This window comes from Mycobacterium sp. D16R24 (genome assembly GCF_002013385.1).
Classification (GTDB): domain Bacteria; phylum Actinomycetota; class Actinomycetes; order Mycobacteriales; family Mycobacteriaceae; genus Mycobacterium.
This window is the reverse complement of the sequence record NZ_MAEV01000018.1, coordinates 1-22,597: the sequence shown is the minus strand read 5'-3', so window position 1 is coordinate 22,597 and position 22,597 is coordinate 1. Positions and strand designations below refer to the sequence as shown.

The following is a 22,597-nucleotide window of genomic DNA, read 5'->3' as shown; positions in this document are numbered from 1 at the left end:
CTGGCCACTTCTGCTCCCGGAACGACACCACAACCATGGCAGTCATGCAGATAGCGATCCTGGCGTACCCGGGCATGACGGCACTCGACGCGATAGGTCCGTACGAAATGCTCCGGGGGCTACCCGACGCCGAGCTTCGATTCGTGTGGCACGAGCCTGGCCCGATAGTGACCGACAGCGGTGTACTGGCGCTCGGCGCGACGCATTCCTTCGAGGAAACAGCGGCACCCGACGTCGTCCTGGTCGGGGGTTCGATACCGGCCACCATGAGCACCGCCGCCGACGAGGGCGTACTGAACTGGCTCCGGCGGGCACATCAGACCACGACGTGGACCGCGTCGGTGTGCAGTGGGTCGCTCATTCTCGGCGCCGCCGGAATCCTGCGGGGTAAGGACGCCACCTGCCACTGGGCCGGACAGCGGGTGCTCTCCACCTTCGGTGCGAATCCTCAGCGGGACAAGCGCATCGTCCGCGACGGCAAGGTGATCACCGCCGCGGGAGTATCGGCGGGACTCGATCTTGGGCTATGGCTCGTCGGTGAGATCGCCGGACGGCCACGCGCCGAGGCCACGCAACTGTGCATCGAGTACGACCCGCAGCCGCCCTTCGATACGGGCCACATGAGCAAGGCCTCCGCCCGCAACAAGGCAGACGCGGCACGGATGATGAAGGGCATGATCTCAGCGCGCGATGCCGGCGCGGAGCTCGTGGCGGGCTCAAAAGTGATGTGGGCGAACGTTATCGACCGGGTACGGAGTAGGTCAGCTGCCAAGCCCTAGCGGGCTCTTCAGCCAGGGCGCCTCAATCCCGAGCAGCGCGGCGACCCAGCCGAGCGCGCCCAGTACCCACAGCGTCGCCACCACTAAGGCCGCGGTGAACAGCACCCCGATCCACCGCACCCATTGCGGCTGGGTGGAGAACCAGGCCATGAATCTGTCGTATCGGCCCCGCACTGCGTGGAGAAGTTTTGCGGCCCAAGAGAATTCGGTGGCAAGAATGGCCAGACCGAGGAACACGATCGCCCAGCCGGGTCCTGGATACGGGATGGCGATGATGCCCACACCAAGCACCACTAGACCGATGACGGCGACCACCACGCGGTAGACGATGTCGAGCGCCGGCCGATCCCGCACGGTGTCACGCCACCGGGCCCATCTGCGGGTGGCCCTGTTCACGGCTGGCCGGGATTGAGCTTCACGAAAAGCGCGTCGGCTTCGGCGAGCACATTGTCGCCGTCGAGCAATCTGCTGGTCAGGAACACCTTGCGCCCCTCGACTCGATCCAGAGTGCAGTCGTACTGCAGCTCCTTCTCGATCGGCGTGACCTTGCGGTAGTTGATGTTCAGGTATGCGGTGCGCAACTTACGCAGGTCGGTCAGCAGCATCGTGCCGGTTCCGATAATGGTGTCGAAGAGCAGCCCAAGGCATCCGCCGTGCACGGCACCGTTTCGCCCCAGGTGATAGCGACCGAAAGTAGCTGTGCCCCTAAGCACTCCGCCATCAAAGCTGTCGATCGTCATCGGGACCAGCAGGATGTTTCCGCGCAGCGGGAGATCGGTGCGCCTTCCCGACGGCGAGTCCCATTCCGAAACCTCGTACGGAGCCAGCAGCTCGTTCATCACGTCGAGCTGGTCGGCCAGCGTGGTGACCATCTCATCGGGCGGCAGGGCAGCGCGGGCGCGGTCCTGCAGGGTTCGCAACGCGTCGATGAAACGGCCGTAGTCCGGGCCGCCCTTGAGGGTGGGATCGGGCGGGTTGAATCCGCCTCCCTCGTGCGCGGTTACTGCTTCCTCGGTGGTCATGCTCACCTACGTTATTGGGGTGGATATTGCACAGCTGAGCCAGCTCCCGTTCACCTACCCCGAGATCGGCGCGACGGCCGGTGAGCTGCCCGCCGGATATCACCACGTACGCGAATCACGGCAGCTCGGGACGGGTAGAGCACGGTTCGAGGAGGCTGCCGCGAGCCTGATGCGGTTCGGTATCCAACGCGGGATCGGGCTGCCGGTGCAGACGTCTGCACCACAGGCCGCCGAGGGCGTCAACGTGGCAACACACCTGTGGCCGTTCTGGGCGTTGTGCCGCATCGTGTACGTGGTGGACGAGCCGAATCGGCGCGGTTTCGCTTACGGCACTCTTCGCGGCCACCCCGAAACCGGCGAAGAGGTCTTCATCGTGCGCCTTGATCCGTCCAATGATGTTGTATCCGTGGAGATCACAGCCTTCTCGAAGCCTTCGTACTGGTGGGTCCGGATGGGCAACCTGGTAGTCAAACAGCTACAGCGAGTGGTAACTCAGCGATATCTGCGCGCACTCTGAGCGCCGCGCGGTCAACCGTTCGCGATATAACCCTCCCCCGGTAACCTACGGGTTAGCTGGATAGTTTCAGTAGCTACCCCTTCGCGTGTCGAACCATCCGCGTGTCAACTGGTATTTGCGTGCAATCAAAACTCATTGCGCGGCATCTAGCAAACATTCGGAGCGTTAGAATCGTTATGATAGGTAACCTGTGGTTCAACTCAGATTCATGCTTTGTTAGGAGCTCTGAACCCCATGTTTTCACTGCCCAGTCGCATCGCGTTGTTCGCCGGGGCCCTGGGCGCCTCGGCCGCGATGTACCTCGCCCCGGTGGCGGCCGCGGATCTCCCGGTGTGTGCCTCAGGAGAGACGCCGTACAACCACAGTTGCCGCACCGCCTGCGCCGGCGGCGCACCGCGCGTCGGCGGAGCCTGCACACAGCCCGGTACCAATCTGTATGACCGCGGATTCCACGAGCCCACCCATGAGGGCGCCAACCCGCGCACTCCGCTGGGCACAAACCCACAGGTTCCCTTCGGCACCAACACCACAACTGTTCTGCAGTAATACATTTCGACACGGCGCCCGGTTGACAACGTTGTCGGCCGGGCACCGCCGTCTCAGGACGTATCGCGCCTCCACGCCAGTGCGTCCCGCCATTGCGGGAATGAAACCGGCCGCAACGGCGTAGACATCACACATGGAACTCCACGACACCGCGCGCGCACTCATCGGAGCGGGTGCTGACGCCACGCTCGTCACCATTAACCCCGACGGCACCCCTCAGGTATCCGTCGTCTGGGTTGCCCTGCAATCCACGCCCGAGGGCGATGAGCTGGTGGCGGCCCATCTGTCGGGCAATTACAAGAAGCTGCGCAACATTCGGCGCGATCCCCACGTCGCCCTGACCATCCTGACCCCCAGCCAACCCGGGCAGCAGCGCCAATACCTGTCCGTCACCGGTTCCGCGCGGGTGGTCGAAGGCGGCGCACCGGAGCTCCTCAAGCAGTTGGCCACCGCGCTGCTGGGATCCAACGAGCACTTCCCGCCACCCAACTCACCGGAGGGATTTCTGACCCGCGTCCGCATCGAGTCGGTTGGCGGCCAAGGACCCTGGGCACCACAACCCTGACCTCAGTCCCGAACGACGCCCTTGGTGCGCATCAGGAAGTCGGCGAGGAAGCCGTCGTGCGGAATGTCTGGTGCTGAGTACGAGGTGAGGTGAGCGCCGCTGTACACGTTCGCCACCGTCGGATCGTTGAGCAGATCGTCGATCAGCCCCTCGTCGTCGGTGATCGCGTTGATGACCAGTGAATGCCGCAGCGGGGCAAGGCCGTCAGCACGTGACCACGGAGCGATCCACACGCATGGAAAGGCCAGCTCGATATTGAGCGTGTCGATATCGGCTCGCTCGAGCAGATGCACGGCCGGTCTCAGTGCGGCCGAGCCGTCGCCCAGGTCCGCCACCACCTGAGCGGCACCCAACAGCGGCGTGGCGCCCCCAGATTTCGCCGCCAGATACCCGGCAAGGCGCCTGGCGGCGTCGAGGGGCTGGACCGGCAGCGCGGCACGTTCGTCGGCGATCGGCAGCGGCACGATCGTCGCGAGCTTGGCAGCGATCGCCTCCGCCAACGGGCGCGGATCACCCTCGTAGAGAAGGGCCGTGGCGTTGGTGCAGGCCATGCCGCCCTGCCCGCTGATCGACTCGACGATGACGTCGAGGTAAGCACGCCAGTCCCGTTCGGCCGTGATGAGGATCTTGGTGCGGCCCGGCCCGTTCACCATCACCGTCGGGTCGTGGGCGTACGCGTCGACGACGTCTTGCCCGCCGTAGACGACGGCGAGATCGGCGGCGGTGATGATTTCGGCGGCGCCCGCATGGTCGGTCGGCAGGTACAGCGCGTCTTCGGGCCGAAGTCCGGCCTGGCGCATTGCGTTAACGAGTCGGTGTCCGGTGAAGGGTTCGCGGCGCGACGGACGGATGGCCACCCGATATCCCAATGCCAGGGCTTGCGCCCACGCACCGTGAACACCGGGACTGTTCCCCGATGCGTGCACAGCAAGCACCTCGCCGCGACGTATCCACACCGCGCTCCCCTCCCTGGTGCGCTCGTCACGCCAGTCCAGTGTCGCGCCCACCGGCCGGGCCGGTGCCACCGAGTCGACCGCTCGATGGACCGCTTCGGCGACACCACGGGCGCTGGACCGTGCAATCGCGATCGGCAGCCCCGATACCCGGCTGACCACATCGACGTACCGCCCAAAACCCATCCCGCCGATTTCCGCGGTGCCAAAGATCTTGGCGGCCTCGGTCAGCCCGGCGTGCAAACGATCGGGCTGGAGCGGCCTGACATGGCGCTGCGCCCGGATACTGCGGCTCACGTAGAGCGGGGGCACGATGCTCAACTCGGCGACCGGCGCCCCGGTCACGTCGGTGATCACCTCATGGGCGCGGGTGCGGTACTCGCCGCTGGGGCCGAGTGCATCAAGGGAAATCACGATCAGTAAACGCCCTCGATCACCGGCTCGCCCTCGAAGGTGGCGACGGGCACCACCTCGCTGACGGAATCCCCGATCTGGCCCTCGGCGCCGCGCAATCGGATCGCGCTGTCACGTTCGAGGTTGTTCGGGATGAACATGCCCTTGCTGATGTGGTTCATCACCACCTGACCACGCTCTCCGTAGGGCACGCGCTCCCCGGTTGCGGGATCGATCACCCAGAACACGACGTAGGGCGTCCGTGGGTCGAAGACGAAAGTATCGCCGTCGACTCGAGTCTTGGCCTGGGACAGGATCATTGTGCTGCCGAAGGCCATCGCGATCGTGGCTGCCGGGAAGATCTCGCGGAGAAGATCGAGGGTGTCCAGGTCGACGTGGGCACCGCTGATCAGTATGTAGCGGATCTTCTGGTTGACCAGGTCCACCATGGTCTCGTCGCGGGCGATGGCGCCGAGCAGCGGCGGGCTGGTGTGCAGATTGGCCACGTGCTGGGTCTGCAGGACGAACCGCGCCTGCTCCAGGACGTGCTGCACGTAACCCGATACCTCGGCGGCGGCCTGGCGTGCGGCGAGCTTCTTGACCCACCGCGGATCCAGGTCCACCGGGTAGAACACCGACCCGAGGCGCTCACTGACCGCGCGGGAGAAGTGGCCGACGCCGTGCGGGCCGCTGGGCATGAGGAACAGCAGGCCCTGCCCCGCGACGAATCCACCGGCAGTGAAGTCTTCGATCTGCCACTGGATGACCTGCTCCACCCAGTCGGGCAGCTGCGCTGTGCGTTTGGGTGCGCCGGTGGTACCGCCCGATTCGAAGATCCTGGGCACGGGTGCTGGTGATCCGTAGCCGCGCGGAACGAGGTCTTCGACGGGTGCATGGCGCAGCTCGTTGACCAGGTTCGGGAACAGCCGTAGGTCATCGAAGCTCTTGATGTCCGCGAGCGGCTGAAAGTCCAGGGTCTGCACGGTGCGCAACCAGAATGGCGAGCCGGTGTCCTCGCCAAAATGCCAGGCGATCGCGGCACGCAGATAGCCCTCGGGATCGACCACCGGCGTGATTCTTGGTACGTCCAACAGCGAGAAATCGACCTCGACCATGCCGCAATCCAAGCCCTACAGACTGTGAGAAAGAGCTGCTCGACTCGCTAGTTCATATGTGTTGCAGTGGAATTAATCGTGCGGCCACGACGTGTTCGTACGCAAGTCACTCGCTCGAACCTTACGTGGCGTGACTCCCGGCACTGCGATGATCGATCTCGCGGCGCAGTTCTGAGCCCGACCACTCCTTCGCACCCGGCGAGGTGGCTTCGCGGATGAGGCTGACGAGTGCGGCGTTGACGGGCGCCTTCATACCGAGCTTCGTGGCAAGTTCGACGACTTCGCCATTGATGTAATCGATTTCGGTCGGCCTGCCCCGGGTGATGTCGTCCAGCATGGACGAACGCGCCTGCGGGTCGATTTCGACCATCTGTCGCGCCAACAGGGTAAACAGTGAGTTGGGCATCCTGAGCACCCAGGGCATGAGCGCCAGCGGCGCCGCAAGAGGGGTGACCACCGGCTGGTTGTTCCGGCGCAGCAGGCTCAGGGCCTCGCGCTGGGCCGCGGCCAGCACGAGGCGGTAGTCCCGCTCTCCCAGTTCGGATTTCAGCGGCAGGCCCGATAGTGCATTGACCGCATTGTTGAGGTTCACCACGAGCTTTCCCCACTGCACCGCTGGCATGTCGTCACGCTCGGCCGTGGGCAACCCGCTGTCCGTGAGTGCCTCCGCGAGGGATCCCGCCCCAGCGGAGATCGAGAGCTTTCCCTGCGTGCCCTGATGAAAGTGTGCTGGGCCCACCTGCGCGACGTTGAAGCCGACCATGCCGGTAATCACGTTGTGCTGCTTTATGTAACGAGATATCTGGGCCGGGTTGCCTATCCCATTCTGCAGACTCACCACCACGGCACCGGGGCGGAGCCTGCCGACCAGTGATTCCGCCATTTTCGCGGTCGCAGCCGACTTCACCGTCACGAGCACGACGTCGACCGCGCGCACCGCACCGATGTCCTCGGAGAACACGCAATCGCGTCCCGGGATGGTCCCCGACCATCCCTGATAGTCCGACAGGGCAAGACCGTGCTCCGCGATCGACTGACCAAGGGCCGCCCGCCCGACGTACACCAGGTCGTGGCCCGCGATCTGCAGCCGCCCGCCCACATAACAGCCGATGCTCCCGGCGCCGGCGACGGCGATTCTCATTGGGCTCCAACCTGCATGCTCTGCGCGGCCGTAGATGCCCGGTCCCAGTAGTACGGATTGTGCGAGTTGATGATTTCCACGTCGTCGCGCGCACCCAGTTCACGTAGTTGTTGGGCGTTGTACAGCCGTGAAGCAGCATCGGCCTGCACGAGGTTTTGAAACACCTTGAACACCAGTGGGCATCGCGGATCGGCGCGCATCTCGTCGGGGTGCATGAAGGCGTCGCCGGCATGTACGAGCCAGCGCGGGCGACCGATGCCACCGGTGTCGATCACCACGCCGACGTGTCCACGGCTGTGCCCCGGTAACGGGATGATCGCGATCTCCTCGGGGAGACCGTCGAGTTGCCGCGCAGCGCGGAACCCGAACCACTGATCGCCACCGATCGAGTACTCGGCCCAGCGGTCACCCACTCTGCGCCCCATGAGCTCGTGCTGCCCGCTGTACCGCGCCTTGTCGTGAAGAGTGAGCTGTGAGCGTATGGATTCGGCCTCGATCGCGTGTACATGCAGACGTGCGTTCGGAAAGTCGTCGACGCCCCCGACATGATCGTGGTCGTGATGGGTCAGGACGATGTCGGTGACATCGGCGGGGTCGTATCCCAGCGCCTGCACCTGGCGCACCGCTGCCTCCGACTCGGCGAACAACGGGTTCAACAGCAGCTTGAGAGGACGGCCGATTCGTCCCATCGGATCGGCGATGTCACGAAGGCCGAATCCGGTGTCGACAAGGAGCAGCCGCGTACCCGTGTCGACGAGGAGGCAATGGCAGATCAGTCGGCCACGCTGCCAGGGCGCTCCCGCGCCCTCCATGAGCCGCTTTCCGATCGGGGCCATCGTGCCGCAGTTCAGGTGATGAATGCGCATGATCAATCCTCTGTCTCGGACAGTTTCGCGAGCGCGTCTATCTCCACCAACAGTCCCGGCGGGAGTCCACCGAATAGGGTCGTGCGCGCCGGGTAGGGCTTGCTGATGGTGTCCTCGAACGCCTGGTTCAGTTCGGCGAATCCCTCTGGGGCATGAAGGAATACCCGCAGCATCAGCACATCGCCCAGGTCGGCGCCCGCGGCGTGCAGGATCGCCTCAATGTTGCGCAGCGTCTGGATAGTCTGCGCATAGACCGTCTCGCCTGCCAGGGAACGGGTCTCGGCGTTGATCCCCACTTGGCCGGACACCTGCAGGGTGTCGCCAATGCGCACAGCTTGCGAATAGGCGCCGACGGGATTGGGCGCCACGTTGGTTTCTATCTGGACCTTGGCCATCCAAACTCCTTTACTACCGAGTGAATTGGTCGGTTACGGGGTACGTCCGCCCCCGGATGGACCCGGAAGGGTCTGCTTCAGAACGCGCAGGGCATTGCCTCCGAGAATCCCGGTGGCCTCGGAAGCATCGAAGCCTGTGCGCAACAGTGCGTCGATCAACGATGGGAATCCGGTGGGTCCGTCGAAGCCCGGGACATACCTGGGTATGCCGTTCATATCCGTTCCGATGCATAGATGGTCGGGACCGACCAGCCCTGCCAGATGCGAGGCGTGGCGAGCGAACTCATCCAGGTCACGCATGCCCACACCGCGAAACCCCATCGGCCACAATCCGATCAGGCCGCCGGTGGCGGCTATCGCGCGCGCCTCCTCGTCGCTGATGTAGCGCGCAAACTCATGGACCGCTGACGCCCCGGTGTGTGAGCTGACCACCGGAGCGGAAGTCTGATCGCACACGGCCAAGGTGGTCGCCGCGTCGGCGTGTGCAAGATCTATCAGCATTCCCAGCCGGTTTGCCTCTGCGACAACATCTTTGCCGAGAGCGGTCAGACCCGAGGAGTAGCGCCCGGCCCGCACGGCCCTGCTGCCCCTGCTCCCGGACACCGACGTACCGATCGTTCCGAGGGCGTTGTCCGCGTAGTGCACCAGACCCAGCACCCGCACTCCCATGCGATGAAGGTCGATCAGTCGATCCGGTTGCGCACCCACCACATCGGCGCCTTCGACACCGAGCATCACCGTCGCGACATTGCCGCCTTCGATCTGCTCGACGGTGTCCACCACCGCGATACCCGCCGCGGAGGCCTCGGCACGAGCCAGCTCCAGCTGGGCCTTGACGCCGTTCCATGGCGAGCGCAGTCGCCATGCGGTGCCCAGCAATGCATCCCCGACGGCGGTGACGATCGCAAGGTTTACCTTGCCCTTCGGCAGCTCCGACAACGGCTCGGACTGCATGTCTATTGTCTTGGCGCCCAATGCACGCAGCCAACGCGGCACGATACTCAGACCGTGGGTGTGCATGTCGATGGTCAGCGCGGTGTCGTTGAGCTTCCTGGATTGCTCGGCAGTGGTAGTCATCTGCGGTGACCCTCGATTCTGAGTGGCAACGAGATCAACGAAGTGCCTCCGGGGAAGTCCTGAGCACGTCGTCCCACAGCGGCTGGAACTGGAACCATCCGGCGACCGGAGTGCCGATCTGGTTGTAGACCGAGACGGCCGTGTCATGCTCGATTGTTCGGGGCTCTCCGGCAGCCATGGCGAGCAGCTGAGCTTGGCAGGAGCGCTCCATCGTGATGAACCACCAGGCGGCCTCCGCCACCGAGTGGCCCACGGTAAGCAGCCCGTGATTCTGCAGGATCACCGCCTTGGCCGGCCCGAGCGCAGCGCCGATCGCCTTGCCCTCCTCAAGGTCAGTGACCACACCGCGATAGTCGGTATACACCGCATGGTCCTGATAGAAGGCACACGCATCCTGCGTGATGGGCAACAACGGCTGCCCTAGCGAGGAGAACGCCTTGCCATGTATCGAGTGTGCATGCGCTGCGGCGATCACATCGGGCCTGGCCTTGTGAACCTCGGAGTGAATGCAGAACGCCGCCCTGTTCACCGGCCGGCTGCCGGTAATCACATTGCCGTCGTGATCGACCTGGATCAGATCGGACACCGTGATGTGCCGGAAGTTCATGCCGAAGGGGTTCACCCAAAACGTGTCGGGGAACTCCGGATCGCGCACCGTGATGTGCCCGGCCACTCCTTCGGAGAAGCCGAATGCCCCGAAGATCCGGAACGCTGCCGCCAACTCGCGCAGTCGGCGATCACGCTCCTCCTCGACCGTCGCCGCGGGCGCCGGGCTCATCGGATCGACGTCGGCAGAACCGACCATGTACTCAGACAGCTCTTCGCTCGCCACAACGTCTACGGAGGTCATGTATCCACCTTTCAATACATATATGTATCTACAGATCACAAGCTACTCCCGCCATGGAAATCCCGTCAAGAGGAGCCACTTAAGAAGATGCCATAGTGAATAGCGCCTTATTGCAGGTGAATAGGATGACAGTCGGCCTGAACGTTTCCATCAGCGGTTCGGTGATTCACCAGCCATTTTCCTATGACGAACTGTAGGATACGTATTTGTATCGACACTAGATCTCCAGTCCGCACCACCGGAAGGCTGTCCCATGCCGACTGCTTCGACTCGCAGGCGCGAACACACCCGTGCGCGCCTGATGGAGGCCGCGCTCGATGTGTTCGCCGATCGCGGATTCCATGGCGCGAGCATCGAGAACATCTGCGAGAAGGCGGGTTTCACGCGAGGCGCGTTCTACTCGAACTTCGCGGGCAAGGATGAACTCTTCTTTACGCTGTTCGACGCCAGCAGCGACCAACTGATCGCTGCGCTGCGGGCGGCACTGGATGAATGCCGCAAGAGCCCCGATCCCATCAGCACCTTCATCTCCACCATTGACGACAAGGGCCCTGCACAACGCCGCTGGTACCTCATCAGCATGGAGTTCACGCTGTACGCGATTCGCGAGCCAAGCGCCGCGGTGGTGCTGGCCGAGCACGACGCACGACTACGGCGCGAGGCAGCAGGCATCATCAACGAACTGATGACAATCGCGAACCGGGAACTGATCATCGATGTCGAGCTCATCGCCCGGCTGGCCACCGCCCTGCGCGAAGGTGTGGCAGCACAGTTCTACGTCGAGCCCCAGCTGGCCGAGACGCAGATGCTGGAACGACTCGCCTTCCCCGCCATGTTGCGCGCATTTTCACACCCGGTACGCGCGACGGTGGGCGACGCATAGCGGCAACCGCTGCTGCCGTCCCGCTTTACCCGCTGAGGTCCCATGCCTCGAGCCGGTTGCCGCCCTGCCGCTTGGCGGAGTACATAGCGTGATCAGCATCGGCGGCCAATTGCCCAATGACGTTGTCCGGAGCGGTACTCGACGTTGACGGCCGGCTTGTGGCGAGCCCCACGCTGACGGTGACCGTCACCATCGCGTCCAGCGATTCCAAACCTGCCCGGATCTGTTCTGCGACCTCCCGCGCCTGCGCGGCGGGTCCGCGTAACGCGACGCAAAACTCCTCTCCACCAACGCGTCCAACTACGGCCTCGTCGCCCGAGATTGCCTTGATTTGGGAACCCACATCGGCGATCACCTGATCACCAACGCCGTGTCCGAAGCGATCGTTGATCTGTTTGAACCGGTCGATGTCGATCATGATGATGCTCAGCTCGGACCGATCCGTTCGTGCCGCGTGGGCCAGAATCGTCGACTGATCGTCGAATCCTCTGCGGTTGTGCAGGCCGGTGAGCGGGTCAATCGCGGCCGCCCTGGCATCGCTGGTGAGCGCCAATTGCGCAAAGTGGATGAACGGCGGTACCCCAACCAGCAGCGTCGCGGTGACGACTGAATCTGCCACGGCGACGGCCCAACCGTGCTGCAGATCGATGGCAACCGCAAGGAAGGCGAGCGTCGCTAACGATACGAACAGGTATAGGGCGATGAGCCGTGCCCCGTGGAAGGAACATATGTAAATCGCCATCAACGACAAGGCGATGAGGCCGTGCATGCCGGTGCCCCTGTCGCTGTCCGCGAAGCAGGCGATGCACACGGAGGCGACCGCGGACACCGAGAAGACCGCGGATTCCGATTCCTTTGGCAGTGGTCCAAACCACCATCGCAGCATCCAGAAAAATGCGAGCAAGCTGGAGACGATGTCGAGTGAACGCCATACGCCAGTACGCGGCCCCATCGGCGAAAACTCCATTGCCAACGGGATGATGGCCAATGCGCCAGCACTGCCGCCCACGGCCCCACGCAGCGCCAAACGCATGGAGCGCGTTGAAAAGTAGGACATCATCAGGTCATAGCGGGACGGCGAGCTCCACCACCGTGACATGTCACCGAGAGGCAGTGCGCGCGCGACGCCTCCGGCGCCGGAGAACGCAGCCATGTGTCCCCTATCGTGCTTCAGTTTCAACCCGACCGAAGCCAGTATGGCAACACACGATCCCCAGACTGGCAAGACTGCCCTCACGCGAAGACGACCTGGCGTGGTCGCGCAATAGGCCGCAATCCCGCGGGGTGCGCTCCGTCCGGCCCTGCGGCAGGCGCATCCACGTGTCGTGCATCCCACAAACCGTTGTGTATCCGACCGGTCTACTGAAAGCCTTTTCGAGAGCTAATCGATAAGCCGGGCAGTGCCGGCAAGAAGGAGCACACGAACTCACCATGGTCTCGATTCCGGTCTCCGCGAAGAACCTGTTCGCCCTCACTCTTGGCGACGGGGTGCGCCCACCCACACCGACCAGCCATGTTGCACTGTTCGACGAGCCACATCGCCAGTTGCGCCGTTACGGCGCCGAAGATCCGCGTGAGTCCAGCGCCGTCCCAGTCCTCTTGGTTCCGCCTCTGGCGGCGTCGGCGACATGCTACGACCTTGCACCGGGTCAGTCACTGGTGGCGCACCTGCTCGAGGAGGGCCGTACGCCCTACGTCGTCGACTACGGTGAGATCGGCTGGGCAGATAGACATCTGGGTCTGGAGGCCTTTTTCGCCGACATCATTCCGCAGGCTATCGAGCGGGTACTCATCGATTCCGGTAAGACGCAGCTCGACCTGATTGGGTGGAGCCTGGGCGGCACCCTGAGCCTTTTGACCGCCGCGGCTGACCGCGGATTGCCAATCCGCTCGATCACGGCTATCGGTACTCCGCTGGACTACGGACAAATCCCGGGATATCCCGAGGCACGCCGAATCACCAAACGCACCAACGGCTATGCCGTCACCACGGTGTTGCGAGCACTCGGCGGCATTCCTGCACCGGTGGTACAGGCCGCCTACCGCGCCACCTCATGGGACCGAGAAATCAAGCGTCCTTGGTTCCTCCTGAACAACCTGGACAACACCGAAGCTCTGGCCAAGGCTGAAGTTATCGACCGGTTTCAGGACGCTTTCCCGGGTTATCCAGGACGGGCGGTGTCGCAGATGTGGGGCCGATTTATCTACCACGATGAGATCGCCGCGGGCGTGGTCAATGTCGCCGGTTACACCCTCGATTTGACGGCTCTGACGTTGCCGATCCAGCTGTTCGGCAGCCACCGCGATGCCATCGCGCCGTGGCAGTGTGTGCATAACGGCGTCGCAATGCTCAAGTCGGCGGACGTTCGGTTCACCACGGTGGAGGCGAGTCATCTCGGGCTCGTGGCATTGTCGGCCGGTGTCAACGAGACGTGGCCGGCCATCGATGACTTCTTGGCCGAGTTGGACCAGCGCTAGCTACGCGGCAGTCGATGCTCTGGCGCCTCACGTGCAGAGCGTGGCGCTCGGCGTCCTGGGCTCTCTCGAGTCCAAGGTGCCTGTACTTCTTCTGTGGTCCCGGCTGGGTTCGAACCAGCGACCCCTCGCGTGTGAGGCGAGTGCTCTTCCGCTGAGCTACGAGACCGCGCGTTGATCCGTGATGGCTGATCAATCGAGGTGAAAGGCTAGCACGAGAGGCCGGAAACACCCCAGCCCGGCCGCCTACGGGCCGCGCACGCAAGGGATTTGTGAATAAACCTCTCGTTCGACTACTGTTTCACTTCGCACCGGGTGACGATCTCATCCGTTGCGCGCGGATGTAGCGCAGTTGGTAGCGCACAACCTTGCCAAGGTTGGGGTCGCGGGTTCGAATCCCGTCATCCGCTCGAAGGTGGACTGGCATCCCTTGCGGTGGAGTGGCCGAGTGGTGAGGCAACGGCCTGCAAAGCCGTGCACACGGGTTCGATTCCCGTCTCCACCTCCATTTAGACAGGCGCGATTAGCTCAGCGGGAGAGCGCTTCCCTGACACGGAAGAGGTCACTGGTTCAATCCCAGTATCGCGCACCACAGTTTTACTGCAGGTCATGCACGTTTCACCGGCTCCGTGGGGCTAAAACGGGGTTATCCGATACAGAGTCTCACCCGTCGTCGGTTTCGTCGCGATCCTTCACCGCTCAGCGCGGGGAATCGGGCGGTCGGCTGATTGTCAGCTTTGAAACCGACGCCACCACGGCACCAGGCAACGTGACGCTTTTGAGTGCGGCGATCAATTGTGGCCCCGAAACGACTATCAGGGCACGCCCCAGCTCGCGCAGCATGTCCGGCGTCAAGTTGTCCCAATCTTCCGGCCTTAGAGGCCATTCGTGTGTCGACAACTGACTTGCGTCCCCAAGCCGCTCCGGCTCATCGACCCGGAACTCCAACTCGGCAGATAGGTGCAACCTCACGGCGTAGGACGGTGTATTCACGCCCGCTGACGTTATCGAAAAGCTGGTCTCCAACTCACAGTTTGCGGTCTGCGGCTGACTGTTAGGTGTCGGTGCCCGCTTCTACCGTTCCCCTGGTGATCGTCAAACGCGTGACACAGGTGGCGCTGACCCGGACCACCGAGCCCCCCGCAGCGATCACACGTCTCACCCCGGCACCATTTTTGTGGCGCGTGGAATGGACGGAACTGCGGAACGGGAAACCGGCCGGACTGCGGCAGTCCCACTACACCGAGGCAGCGGCTCGCAGGCATGTAGATGGGTTGCTGGCGATGTTGACAGAAGGCGCGAATACCGGCTGCCCGTTAAGGGGCGGCCGGTAACCTTCAACCCGCAAGCGCACGATCAGACGGGAGGCTTGCCGGTGCCTGCTACAACCGTTGTCGCTCCGCCTTGGATCGCCGACCTGCCGAAGGAGGACCGAGGCTTCCACCTCCCGGCTGAGGTCGGCTGGGTAGATGGAAAACCGCAGATCGACCAGAACGACCCTATGCGGTCGTTCTGTCTGATGATCGGAAAGGCCTGTGCCGTATGCGGGCATCCCCTGGAACCGGGCGGACTGGTCTACCGCGTTTGGGGTGACCATGACGCGAAACACATCAGAGACGCCGAGCGTGACCGATCGCACGACGATGCAGGTCCCGTGCACTGGTCATGCATCGTGTACTCGGCCATGGTCTGTCCGCATATGAGTAGCGATAGATCCAGGCTCAGTAAAGGCAACACCATGAACCCCGGTTTCGAGCGTGGACGCGAAGCAGTCATCATCGGCTTTCAACAGACCGGCATCCTCTTCCCAACAAGGCCGACAGCAGGGCCGGGCCCCCAACCCATGGGCATCTTCAACGGACTGGAGAAGTACTGGCCCTACAAGACCGGCCGCGAGTTGGAATACCTTTATGCGAAAGCAGTCGATCACGACACGGGTTTCATAGACGCGTCGCAGCCACGGCTGTTCTGGACGGACTCCGAGGAGGACGTAGCCGATCTCCAGCAGCGATTCGTCGAAGGGCAGCAGCAGCTATCGAAGCGGACACCCGACTACCGAATCAACGTTCAACGCACCGCGCCCGGTTCACCTAACGCGGGTCTGTACTCGGCGTACCTTCTGTAACTCAACCGTCAGCTATTCGCTTGGCAGCAGCTCGTCGTCTGCGGTGAGCACCAGCAGATCATTCAAATCGCCCACCCCATACTCGGGATGCCAGTCAGGCAGTTCCCAGCGGTGGAGCCGATACGCCTGCTCCTGGGCCAGCAGATCACCCGACCCGGCCCGCTTCACCCCGGCCTGCTTTCGGAACGACCGATACGCCTGCCCGGCTGGCGTCAATCCGCACTGCTCCCGACACCGGATCGCCGCATCGAGCAGGAATTGCCGCAGATCCGCCGCCAACCGGGGGATGTGTGGGGCGGGGAGGGGTTACCTCCCCGCCCCTGCGCGCTCGCCTGCGTCTATCTGTTCCGACCTGGTTCTGGTTCTGGATGCGCAGACTGCGAACTCCGTTGGCGCCACCGAAGTTACTGATACGAAGCCTCCCCAGGCGCCTCGACGGCGCATGCCCGGCGCTACGCACCCGCTGATCACCGTTACGGTGACGCACAGCGCCGGGTGCCCCAACCACTTTCATTAGGAGGGCTTACGACCCGTCACCGATCGCCAGCTTGATGATGGTCTGCGGGTGCGGGAAGGCGAATCCGGCTCTCATTTTTGCGCGCACCGCAACGCGGTCGGATGAGAAGAACGCCGACAAGTCCACGGCGAGTTCCGCGTCCGTGCGAACCACTGCGAACGTGGCGCTCGCGATTTGGCGCTTACGCGATTACAGGTTCCTATGTGCGGCTCTTCATGTTTCAGTAGCCCCTTTCGCCCCGATCAATACCGGCGCCGTAGTTGATTCCGGGTATCAGAATTCAACTATTCAGAGAATCTCTAGCTGTCACACCGAGAGCGGCGGGTGGCACCAAGTGTAAAGAGCCGCAGCCTGTTTGGCCGCATACGCCATACTGGGGCCGGAGCCTTGAGACAGAATCGTGTGCGCTTCTTCCAGCACCTCGCGCACGGGTTGCAGCAGCATGAAGTCGACGGTTTCGGATCGCTTTGGAAATGGCGGGTGCCCCGGGCGACTGATTGAGGCCTCGAACGCCGCAACCGTGTTGGGCGCGATCGACCTGCCGTCGAAGTACGCATCGACCATCTCAGCATCCGCACGAGTCTTCGCCGCGAACCGCCGGTACTCGTCGGAATGCCACCGGATCAAGTCAGCGAGCGCTTGAAGGCTCGCGCCGTCCCGCGGTGAAATGCCATATCCGGCAGCGTCATCGAGGAACACGTCGAGTTGCCACGCCGCCATGTCATACAGGCCTGCCGCCAGGTCTAGCCGCGGCGGATCAAGTTGCGGTTGTGGCCTATTCAATGCGCGATGTCATTCGAACTTGACGTCCCAGCCGAGGGACTTGTAGCGCCGAATCTCGGCCTCACGAGCTTTCTTCTCGGCCTCTTCGCTCTCGGTCCAGTCGCCGATCACACCGGGAGAAGCATTGATCGATTCGCCGAACAGCTCGTTGCCATTGTCGACGTTGATCAGATAACTCGGAATCGCCTTCTCGTCATCGTCTTCGCCCTTGCCGCCGCGACCATGCCCACCGGCGCCGCCCATCATCCCCATTGGACCACCACCGCGTACCCCGGCCGCACCCATAGCAGCGGGGTTCACGCCCAGCCCATTGCCGCCGGCTGCCCCGCCGGGTAAGCCCGCACCGCCACGTAATGCACTCAGCCCACCACCGGGACCACCAAGGGCTGAGCCCGCGCCACCCGCACCGGTCCCGGTCGCCGACGAGGGCGAGAACCCGGCAGCAGTCGTACTACCTACCGGCAACCCGGAATCCTTAGAGCCAGAACCCAACCCGGAACCCGCACCGCCACCCGAGCCCGAACCACCGCCCGGAGAACCACTTCCGGAACCGCCGCCTTGCCCGCCGCCCGAGCCCTGTCCGGCACCGCCCTGCTGACCATCACCAGAGGCAAGCTGCGGCTTGGTGTCCTTGCTGGCCGCGCCATCAGAGGGCGCCGGAGTCTGCGTCCCGCCGCCGGAACCACCCGAACCATTGCCGCCGCCGGTGACGTTGCCGCCACCCTGATCGCCGGGCATCGCCCCAAGCTGCTGCACGTCGGGATCGGTGACCTTGGGACGGTCCGTCGACATCGGATTGGTGTACATGCTCTGCGCCTCAGCACGAATCGCGTTGAGTGCCTGCTGCTTTTCGTCCTTAGAGGCGTTCTTGTCCGGAACCGGATAGTTCTGTGGCACCCGGCTAGCCGCGATTAACGTCTCGCCATCCTGGTCGGCGGCCTGACTGAGCTTCCCCGCCTCAGCTGCCAACCCCGTATCCGGGTTCGCGATCTTCTTGTACGTGCGATCCACGGCGTCATATGCCGAATTGGCTGCCTCGCCCGACCATGACTCGGTATCGAGAAGCTTGCTGCGCACCTTCATCGCCGTATCCACCGAATCAGACACGGCCCCATAAACGGAGGTCCAGCGGTCAGCCTCTGCACGCGCCGACTCGACACCCAATCCGGTCAGCTTGGAGACGATCTCCTGATGTGACATTCCCTGCCAGCCATCGTCAGCCATTACTCACACCCCATTTCACTTCGGAAGAGTTGGAGCCACCGCGGTGGCGACCTCAATTGCCTTCGCACACGGATCGGATACGTCCTTAGCGCGCTTCGGGTCGAATACCACGACAACGACGCCAACCGAAGCGCTCTGCACTGGCAGAGACACTGTGCACACGGGCGCCCCAGCGCTGCCACCTTGAAAAATGACCGCGTCGAGCCCGGCAACCTTGATCGATCGCGGGTTGTCGTACAAAGTGGAATCTAAGTAGGAAGAGACTTTGGTGTTGGCCACAGTCAAGCCCACCGACCAACCATCGGCGACCCAACGACACCCCCGAACCTGGCGGTCCTCGACACCCCGGTCCTCAACCTTTGCAGGGTCCGCGCCCCACGACCGGATCTGGTCAGCGGTGTAAGTCAGGCATGGGTCGTAGCTTGTCCCGTCGTTCCAGTGATTCGGCGGGGGGTGCGGTTCAGTCAGTGTGCTCGATACCTGCGGCTGTGAAGTCTCCGATTTCGAGGCCGAAGTCGATGCAGAACCGCTAATGTCCGCTGGCTTGGTGATGCCCGTCGATGTCGAGCAGCCGGCAGCCAACAGTGCCGCCACGCAAGCCAAGCTCTTTCGCATCATCAGTAGTTCACCGTCGCCGTTCCATCCTTGTATGGGTTGATCCGACCGGCATTGCGCTCCTCGGTATTGCGATACAACATCTCCGTGGCAATGAAGTGATCGGCATGGCCTTGATAGTGATCCCTGATCTTGGTCAAGGCGTTGACCGCTTCCTGCCGTTGTGCCTTGTAGTGCTCTGCTGCGGCGTGACCAGAGGGCAAATCGCCGAGCGATAGGTCATAGGAATCGCCGACAGTTCGTAACTGCTTATCGATCATGTCGCGTGCCCGCAGCATGTCCCCTGCAAGCTCGATGCCATAGCCATCCTTGAAACGCAGCGTGGTCCGGGCAGCCTCGGCGGCGTCTTGCCGAGCGTCAGTGGACATCCCGTTGATATCGAACTTGTAGTCGCCCACTGCCCACCTCACGTTTCGTCGTCACAACTGCCATTCATCTAGGTACGACGATGCAGCGAAGCATCTGGTTCCACTCTTTCGGAAGTTTTTCCTGTGAAGTTTCCTTTGGGGATGGTTGCTTGCCAGAGCGTCGCCAGCGTCGTACCGTGACCTGCAGTTCAAGTCTTTGCGAGGGGGTTGAGGTGGGGAAACCGGCACTGCAGGCCGATACCGACAAGCTGCGCTTATTAGCCAGCGAGTTGTCATATCGCTCCAACAACATCAACAACATCGACGCTGCCGCCCCGGTACAGGACGCGAGCTCAGCGATGCCGGGATCGAAATTCGCCGCCGCCATCGCACGACTCGGTGACCCGAACGGGCGGGCATTCAAGGCGATGAGCGGACAAATCACCCGCATGCAACACGCAGCGTGGGACACCTCCCTCGATTACGACACGCAAGAACAGTCCTTCGCCGCTCAGTTGCGCGACTACGGGAACGGGCAGTAACCAACGATGGTGCTGATTTCCCAGCTGAGAGCGATGAAACCTGAGCTGGTTACCGAGACGGCGTACAAGCTCGCCGGTGTCAAAGAATCGTTCAAGGCTCAGCTGGACACCATGAAGTACAACGTGGAGACCGCCACTGCCGAGTGGAAGGGCGAAGCCGCTGCCGCCGCATCGGTCAAGACCCTGGCCGAACACCTAGCCGGGACACATATCGTTGATGCCATTGCCTCCCAAGAGCAGGCCATCAAGGACGGCGTGAACTCGCTGTCGAGCGCCCGCTCCAACGCACTCGGCGTTGCTGACGAGGCGATCAACACCGGGTGCACAGTCAGTGATGACGGGCATGTCAAGGCTCCAGATCTCAAGTACGTGGTGACCGACCCCGCCGCGTATCTGCTGGCACAGAATCAAGCCAACGAGAAGGCCAAAGCGTTTGAGGCACGCCTGATTCCCGCTTTACATCTGTTCGATGAACTCGACACCGCGGCCGAAGCGGCCATCAACGGCGAGATCCAGGAGATGGAATCGCTGATTCGTGACCCCGACGCGACTCCATCATCCTCATTGGCCGATGACATTTTGGCCGGCAAAGCTAGTCCTCCCCAAGACCCGAAAGCCTTTAAAGACTGGTGGAACTCGCTGTCCGAGGGCGAGAAGAACGAGATGTATCTCCACGACCAGTACATCGGTAACAACGACAACATGCCCACCGTCGATCGAGACCGTTTCAACCGCATGAAACTCGATGACGAACTCGGACGTGCCACTACCGCCGCAGCAGCAGTTGATCAATTGAAGGCTCAACACCCGGACTGGGCCGCAGGCAAGAACATTCCCGAAACCATGGTTGGCGGAATCACCAAAGACCGCATGGACTACGAAGCCTGGCAACGACAACTCGATGATGCCAACAAACGCTCCAAGTACCTGCCCGATTTGCAGGCTACCGATAAGTCAGTGCGCGACAACCCCAATCGTTACCTTATGGTCATGGACACCCAAACGGGGCGGCAAGCACACACGGCCGTGTCCAATGGCAACCCCGACACCGCTGATCACGTATCGGTCACTACCCCCGGCATCAACACCACCGTTCGCGAATCCATTGGCCCTATGGCAGACGAAGCATCAGCCCTTCAACACGAGGCCAGGAAGCAACTCATAGCGGCCGGTCGGGGCGACGAGTCCGTAGCGACAATTGCGTGGATTGGGTATGACCCGCCACAAATCAACGACAAACAAGGACTCGGCGACAACCTCACCGGCGTGAATGACGTCATTCACGACGATCAAGCCAAAGACGGAGCACGCAGCCTCGCTCGCTTCTATGACGGGATTCAAGTCACCCACCAAGGTGGACCGGCAGACGTCACCGCCATCGGGCACTCGTATGGCTCGCTCACCACCGGACTCGCACTACAAGAGCCCGGCGATCACGGAATCAACAATGCAATCTTCTACGGTTCCCCAGGCATCGAAGCAACCACGCCAGGAGAGCTGGGCGTCCAGCCCGGCCACGTGTTCACTATGGAAACCCCAGATGACCCGATCCAATGGGTCTACGACGGGCCGCCGATCCTGGAAGGCGCCGGTGCAGCTCTATCGACCCTGCCAGTTGTCGGACCGCTGGTCGCCCCACTTGCCGGACCACTAATCTTCGGACGAGAAGTCCTCGGCTGGGGAGACTTCGGCCCCAACCCCGCGATCAACCCCAACTTCACTCACCTGGAAACTGGCGCCATCACCACTCCCGACGGACGTAGCCTTGAGGCGGCCTCCGGGCATAGTGACTACCCACGTACCGCGAGCAACGGACTCCCCTACACCCCTGGATACAACATCGCCGCAGTTATCTCCGGGCTCGCCGACCGAAACGCGATAGTTGAAACACCGCCCATGCGAGGCGGAGGCGGGAATTTCTAGATACACATGACAAGAAACTGGTTCAGGCACAACATAATCGGATGTCTAGCCGCGATCATTCTCACAACAATCACAGGATGTCACGTGAACAACCCACACGCCCCGACTCCAACGACAGAGGCCACCAAAGCCCTCGAAGAACTTAAGTCCCTGCCCACTCTCGAGGACACGAACGAGAGGCTGACTTCTTCGGTCCAACAACTCGGCGCAAAGATTTCCACGATAATTCCGTCAGCGACGTGGCGGTGGCAGGATGAGCCCCAAAGGATCGGATGCAGCAAGCCGTACGAACAGTCTGACGGCAAGGTAATCCTCATGCCGTTCTATGTCTCTGATGTTGCCATACCCGAATCAAGTTGGAACGAAGTGCTTGCCGCGGTGAAGGAAGTAGCAGCGTCAGTCGATGCACGAAAACTAGATGTCGTCCATGACGCCCCGAACAATCATGACGTTCGATTCTCGAACGAGACTGGCACTGCGATCGGGCTTACCTCGCAAGCAAACACCGTCATATCGGGATACACGGGATGCCGCCTCCCTGCCGCGAAGAAGTAGCGTCAAGATGAATATCGATGCAGGACTTGATGATTTGATGCGAACTGCCGCTCAAGTCAACCATGCCGTCTCCCAGGTCCGCGGCTACGGCGAGTCAGCGAGTGGCCGAGTGAAAATCGAGGTTTCCGGCGACGGGGAGATAAGCAACATGTACCTCGATGATCAGACCCGCGCCATGCCCGCTCATGAACTAGGTGTAACTCCCAGACAGGTTGTGAACGGCGTGGTGAGCGGAAGTAGGTGAGGACCTCCGGTATCGGTGTGGTTACCAAACACGCACATCCGATTACCGAGAGGTCCTCATGGTCCACGCTAATGCTTCGTTGACTCCTCGTGGGCGGTTGCGGCTTGCGCAGGCGGTTGTTGATCAGGGCTGGAGTTTGCGGCCC

Annotated in this window: 27 protein-coding genes and 4 tRNA genes; 14 read left to right on the top strand and 17 right to left on the bottom strand. The window is 62.5% G+C overall.

The genetic code is table 11. From position 1 onward, the window contains the following. The first annotated feature begins 44 nt into the window (after positions 1–44). Positions 45–779 (top strand): DJ-1/PfpI family protein, encoded by a 735-nt coding sequence (locus tag B4383_RS16280; protein WP_078288203.1) that lies wholly within the window; start codon positions 45–47, stop codon positions 777–779. Here the strand turns inward: B4383_RS16280 and B4383_RS16275 are convergent. Continuing rightward, the gene (locus B4383_RS16275) at positions 762–1,175 is read right to left on the bottom strand and encodes a TIGR02611 family protein (protein WP_078287892.1); all 414 of its coding nucleotides are present in this window, start codon (positions 1,173–1,175) and stop codon (positions 762–764) included. The two genes, B4383_RS16280 and B4383_RS16275, sit on opposite strands and share 18 nt — an antisense overlap. Further along, positions 1,172–1,801 (bottom strand): PaaI family thioesterase, encoded by a 630-nt coding sequence (locus tag B4383_RS16270; RefSeq protein ID WP_078287891.1) that lies wholly within the window; start codon positions 1,799–1,801, stop codon positions 1,172–1,174. The genes B4383_RS16275 and B4383_RS16270 overlap by 4 nt, the downstream gene beginning before the upstream one ends. 19 nt (positions 1,802–1,820) lie before the next feature. Between B4383_RS16270 and B4383_RS16265 the strand changes: the two genes are divergently transcribed. From B4383_RS16265 to B4383_RS16255, 3 genes are all read left to right on the top strand, one after another. Continuing rightward, on the top strand, positions 1,821–2,318 hold the full coding sequence (locus B4383_RS16265; RefSeq protein WP_078288202.1) for a DUF1990 domain-containing protein: 498 nt from the start codon (positions 1,821–1,823) through the stop codon (positions 2,316–2,318). Between the two features lie 234 nt (positions 2,319–2,552). Next, positions 2,553–2,864 (top strand): hypothetical protein, encoded by a 312-nt coding sequence (locus B4383_RS16260; RefSeq protein WP_078287890.1) that lies wholly within the window; start codon positions 2,553–2,555, stop codon positions 2,862–2,864. Positions 2,865–2,997: 133 nt separating this feature from the next. Beyond that, entirely contained in the window at positions 2,998–3,429 is a 432-nt protein-coding gene (locus tag B4383_RS16255; RefSeq protein WP_078287889.1) for a PPOX class F420-dependent oxidoreductase, read from the top strand. 2 nt (positions 3,430–3,431) lie between these two features. On the opposite strand, the gene B4383_RS16250 is transcribed toward B4383_RS16255, so the two are convergent. The 7 genes from B4383_RS16250 to B4383_RS16220 all read right to left on the bottom strand — a co-directional run bounded on the left by B4383_RS16250 (position 3,432) and on the right by B4383_RS16220 (position 10,219). Then, a complete protein-coding gene (locus B4383_RS16250) occupies positions 3,432–4,796 on the bottom strand; it encodes an aldehyde dehydrogenase family protein (RefSeq protein ID WP_078287888.1) in 1,365 nt (454 codons plus the stop codon). 2 nt (positions 4,797–4,798) lie between these two features. Continuing rightward, the gene (locus B4383_RS16245) at positions 4,799–5,890 is read right to left on the bottom strand and encodes a phenazine antibiotic biosynthesis protein (protein WP_078287887.1); all 1,092 of its coding nucleotides are present in this window, start codon (positions 5,888–5,890) and stop codon (positions 4,799–4,801) included. 121 nt (positions 5,891–6,011) lie between these two features. After that, positions 6,012–7,031 carry a 2-dehydropantoate 2-reductase gene (locus B4383_RS16240; RefSeq protein ID WP_078287886.1) on the bottom strand — a complete coding sequence of 340 codons (1,020 nt, stop codon included), beginning with the start codon at positions 7,029–7,031 and terminating at the stop codon, positions 6,012–6,014. Beyond that, a complete protein-coding gene (locus B4383_RS16235) occupies positions 7,028–7,897 on the bottom strand; it encodes an MBL fold metallo-hydrolase (protein WP_078287885.1) in 870 nt (289 codons plus the stop codon). Before B4383_RS16235 ends, B4383_RS16240 begins: the two co-directional genes overlap by 4 nt. A gap of 2 nt (positions 7,898–7,899) precedes the next feature. Continuing rightward, the gene (locus tag B4383_RS16230; RefSeq protein WP_078287884.1) at positions 7,900–8,292 is read right to left on the bottom strand and encodes a RidA family protein; all 393 of its coding nucleotides are present in this window, start codon (positions 8,290–8,292) and stop codon (positions 7,900–7,902) included. 33 nt (positions 8,293–8,325) lie between these two features. Beyond that, positions 8,326–9,369 carry a membrane dipeptidase gene (locus tag B4383_RS16225; protein ID WP_078287883.1) on the bottom strand — a complete coding sequence of 348 codons (1,044 nt, stop codon included), beginning with the start codon at positions 9,367–9,369 and terminating at the stop codon, positions 8,326–8,328. 34 nt (positions 9,370–9,403) lie between these two features. Further along, positions 9,404–10,219 carry a class II aldolase/adducin family protein gene (locus B4383_RS16220; protein ID WP_078287882.1) on the bottom strand — a complete coding sequence of 272 codons (816 nt, stop codon included), beginning with the start codon at positions 10,217–10,219 and terminating at the stop codon, positions 9,404–9,406. Between the two features lie 253 nt (positions 10,220–10,472). Between B4383_RS16220 and B4383_RS16215 the strand changes: the two genes are divergently transcribed. Beyond that, complete coding sequence (locus B4383_RS16215; protein ID WP_078287881.1) at positions 10,473–11,102, top strand: TetR/AcrR family transcriptional regulator; 630 nt, start codon at positions 10,473–10,475, stop codon at positions 11,100–11,102. 25 nt (positions 11,103–11,127) lie between these two features. On the opposite strand, the gene B4383_RS16210 is transcribed toward B4383_RS16215, so the two are convergent. Beyond that, complete coding sequence (locus B4383_RS16210) at positions 11,128–12,255, bottom strand: diguanylate cyclase (protein ID WP_078287880.1); 1,128 nt, start codon at positions 12,253–12,255, stop codon at positions 11,128–11,130. A gap of 278 nt (positions 12,256–12,533) precedes the next feature. Here B4383_RS16210 and B4383_RS16205 point away from each other — a divergent pair, with 278 nt between their 5' ends. Continuing rightward, the gene (locus tag B4383_RS16205) at positions 12,534–13,580 is read left to right on the top strand and encodes an alpha/beta fold hydrolase (protein ID WP_078287879.1); all 1,047 of its coding nucleotides are present in this window, start codon (positions 12,534–12,536) and stop codon (positions 13,578–13,580) included. A gap of 94 nt (positions 13,581–13,674) precedes the next feature. Here the strand turns inward: B4383_RS16205 and B4383_RS16200 are convergent. Next, positions 13,675–13,746 (bottom strand) — tRNA-Val (locus B4383_RS16200). 168 nt (positions 13,747–13,914) lie between these two features. Between B4383_RS16200 and B4383_RS16195 the strand changes: the two genes are divergently transcribed. The 4 genes from B4383_RS16195 to B4383_RS26915 all read left to right on the top strand — a co-directional run bounded on the left by B4383_RS16195 (position 13,915) and on the right by B4383_RS26915 (position 15,702). Then, positions 13,915–13,987 (top strand) — tRNA-Gly (locus tag B4383_RS16195). Between the two features lie 24 nt (positions 13,988–14,011). Then, a tRNA-Cys gene (locus B4383_RS16190) sits at positions 14,012–14,085 on the top strand. A 9-nt stretch (positions 14,086–14,094) separates the two neighbouring features. Then, positions 14,095–14,169: transfer RNA gene (locus B4383_RS16185), tRNA-Val, on the top strand. Between the two features lie 1,146 nt (positions 14,170–15,315). After that, entirely contained in the window at positions 15,316–15,702 is a 387-nt protein-coding gene (locus B4383_RS26915; protein WP_139363101.1) for a hypothetical protein, read from the top strand. A gap of 12 nt (positions 15,703–15,714) precedes the next feature. On the opposite strand, the gene B4383_RS26695 is transcribed toward B4383_RS26915, so the two are convergent. The 6 genes from B4383_RS26695 to B4383_RS16155 all read right to left on the bottom strand — a co-directional run bounded on the left by B4383_RS26695 (position 15,715) and on the right by B4383_RS16155 (position 19,239). Beyond that, positions 15,715–15,981 (bottom strand): hypothetical protein, encoded by a 267-nt coding sequence (locus B4383_RS26695; RefSeq protein WP_139363100.1) that lies wholly within the window; start codon positions 15,979–15,981, stop codon positions 15,715–15,717. 244 nt (positions 15,982–16,225) lie between these two features. Next, complete coding sequence (locus B4383_RS26690; RefSeq protein WP_176138386.1) at positions 16,226–16,372, bottom strand: hypothetical protein; 147 nt, start codon at positions 16,370–16,372, stop codon at positions 16,226–16,228. 153 nt (positions 16,373–16,525) lie between these two features. Beyond that, positions 16,526–16,939 carry a hypothetical protein gene (locus B4383_RS16170; RefSeq protein ID WP_078287876.1) on the bottom strand — a complete coding sequence of 138 codons (414 nt, stop codon included), beginning with the start codon at positions 16,937–16,939 and terminating at the stop codon, positions 16,526–16,528. 72 nt (positions 16,940–17,011) lie between these two features. Continuing rightward, entirely contained in the window at positions 17,012–18,226 is a 1,215-nt protein-coding gene (locus tag B4383_RS16165) for a hypothetical protein (protein ID WP_078287875.1), read from the bottom strand. 15 nt (positions 18,227–18,241) lie between these two features. Further along, a complete protein-coding gene (locus B4383_RS16160) occupies positions 18,242–18,841 on the bottom strand; it encodes a DUF3558 domain-containing protein (RefSeq protein WP_286150548.1) in 600 nt (199 codons plus the stop codon). Between the two features lie 2 nt (positions 18,842–18,843). Beyond that, positions 18,844–19,239 carry a hypothetical protein gene (locus B4383_RS16155; RefSeq protein WP_078287873.1) on the bottom strand — a complete coding sequence of 132 codons (396 nt, stop codon included), beginning with the start codon at positions 19,237–19,239 and terminating at the stop codon, positions 18,844–18,846. 182 nt (positions 19,240–19,421) lie between these two features. Between B4383_RS16155 and B4383_RS16150 the strand changes: the two genes are divergently transcribed. The 4 genes from B4383_RS16150 (at position 19,422) to B4383_RS16135 (ending at position 22,452) form a co-directional block, all read left to right on the top strand. Next, positions 19,422–19,730, top strand: coding sequence for a hypothetical protein (locus B4383_RS16150; RefSeq protein ID WP_078287872.1), 309 nt, complete (start codon positions 19,422–19,424; stop codon positions 19,728–19,730). A 6-nt stretch (positions 19,731–19,736) separates the two neighbouring features. Then, a complete protein-coding gene (locus B4383_RS16145; RefSeq protein ID WP_078287871.1) occupies positions 19,737–21,653 on the top strand; it encodes an alpha/beta hydrolase in 1,917 nt (638 codons plus the stop codon). An 84-nt stretch (positions 21,654–21,737) separates the two neighbouring features. After that, positions 21,738–22,208 (top strand): LppA family lipoprotein, encoded by a 471-nt coding sequence (locus B4383_RS16140; RefSeq protein ID WP_078287870.1) that lies wholly within the window; start codon positions 21,738–21,740, stop codon positions 22,206–22,208. Positions 22,209–22,215: 7 nt separating this feature from the next. Continuing rightward, on the top strand, positions 22,216–22,452 hold the full coding sequence (locus tag B4383_RS16135; protein ID WP_286154535.1) for a hypothetical protein: 237 nt from the start codon (positions 22,216–22,218) through the stop codon (positions 22,450–22,452). The last annotated feature ends 145 nt before the right edge of the window (positions 22,453–22,597 follow it).

Coding starts and splice junctions, on each gene's coding strand:
- B4383_RS16220 (WP_078287882.1), bottom strand. CDS start 10,219: ATGACCTCCGTAGACGTTGTGGCGAGCGAAGAGCTGTCTGAGTACATG.
- B4383_RS16160 (WP_286150548.1), bottom strand. CDS start 18,841: ATGCGAAAGAGCTTGGCTTGCGTGGCGGCACTGTTGGCTGCCGGCTGC.
- B4383_RS16170 (WP_078287876.1), bottom strand. CDS start 16,939: ATGGCGGCGTGGCAACTCGACGTGTTCCTCGATGACGCTGCCGGATAT.
- B4383_RS16235 (WP_078287885.1), bottom strand. CDS start 7,897: ATGCGCATTCATCACCTGAACTGCGGCACGATGGCCCCGATCGGAAAG.
- B4383_RS26915 (WP_139363101.1), top strand. CDS start 15,316: ATGAACCCCGGTTTCGAGCGTGGACGCGAAGCAGTCATCATCGGCTTT.
- B4383_RS16145 (WP_078287871.1), top strand. CDS start 19,737: ATGGTGCTGATTTCCCAGCTGAGAGCGATGAAACCTGAGCTGGTTACC.
- B4383_RS16210 (WP_078287880.1), bottom strand. CDS start 12,255: ATGGCTGCGTTCTCCGGCGCCGGAGGCGTCGCGCGCGCACTGCCTCTC.
- B4383_RS16165 (WP_078287875.1), bottom strand. CDS start 18,226: ATGGCTGACGATGGCTGGCAGGGAATGTCACATCAGGAGATCGTCTCC.
- B4383_RS16280 (WP_078288203.1), top strand. CDS start 45: ATGCAGATAGCGATCCTGGCGTACCCGGGCATGACGGCACTCGACGCG.
- B4383_RS16225 (WP_078287883.1), bottom strand. CDS start 9,369: ATGACTACCACTGCCGAGCAATCCAGGAAGCTCAACGACACCGCGCTG.
- B4383_RS16270 (WP_078287891.1), bottom strand. CDS start 1,801: ATGACCACCGAGGAAGCAGTAACCGCGCACGAGGGAGGCGGATTCAAC.
- B4383_RS16240 (WP_078287886.1), bottom strand. CDS start 7,031: ATGAGAATCGCCGTCGCCGGCGCCGGGAGCATCGGCTGTTATGTGGGC.
- B4383_RS16255 (WP_078287889.1), top strand. CDS start 2,998: ATGGAACTCCACGACACCGCGCGCGCACTCATCGGAGCGGGTGCTGAC.
- B4383_RS16135 (WP_286154535.1), top strand. CDS start 22,216: ATGAATATCGATGCAGGACTTGATGATTTGATGCGAACTGCCGCTCAA.
- B4383_RS16230 (WP_078287884.1), bottom strand. CDS start 8,292: ATGGCCAAGGTCCAGATAGAAACCAACGTGGCGCCCAATCCCGTCGGC.
- B4383_RS16215 (WP_078287881.1), top strand. CDS start 10,473: ATGCCGACTGCTTCGACTCGCAGGCGCGAACACACCCGTGCGCGCCTG.
- B4383_RS16205 (WP_078287879.1), top strand. CDS start 12,534: ATGGTCTCGATTCCGGTCTCCGCGAAGAACCTGTTCGCCCTCACTCTT.
- B4383_RS16260 (WP_078287890.1), top strand. CDS start 2,553: ATGTTTTCACTGCCCAGTCGCATCGCGTTGTTCGCCGGGGCCCTGGGC.
- B4383_RS16245 (WP_078287887.1), bottom strand. CDS start 5,890: ATGGTCGAGGTCGATTTCTCGCTGTTGGACGTACCAAGAATCACGCCG.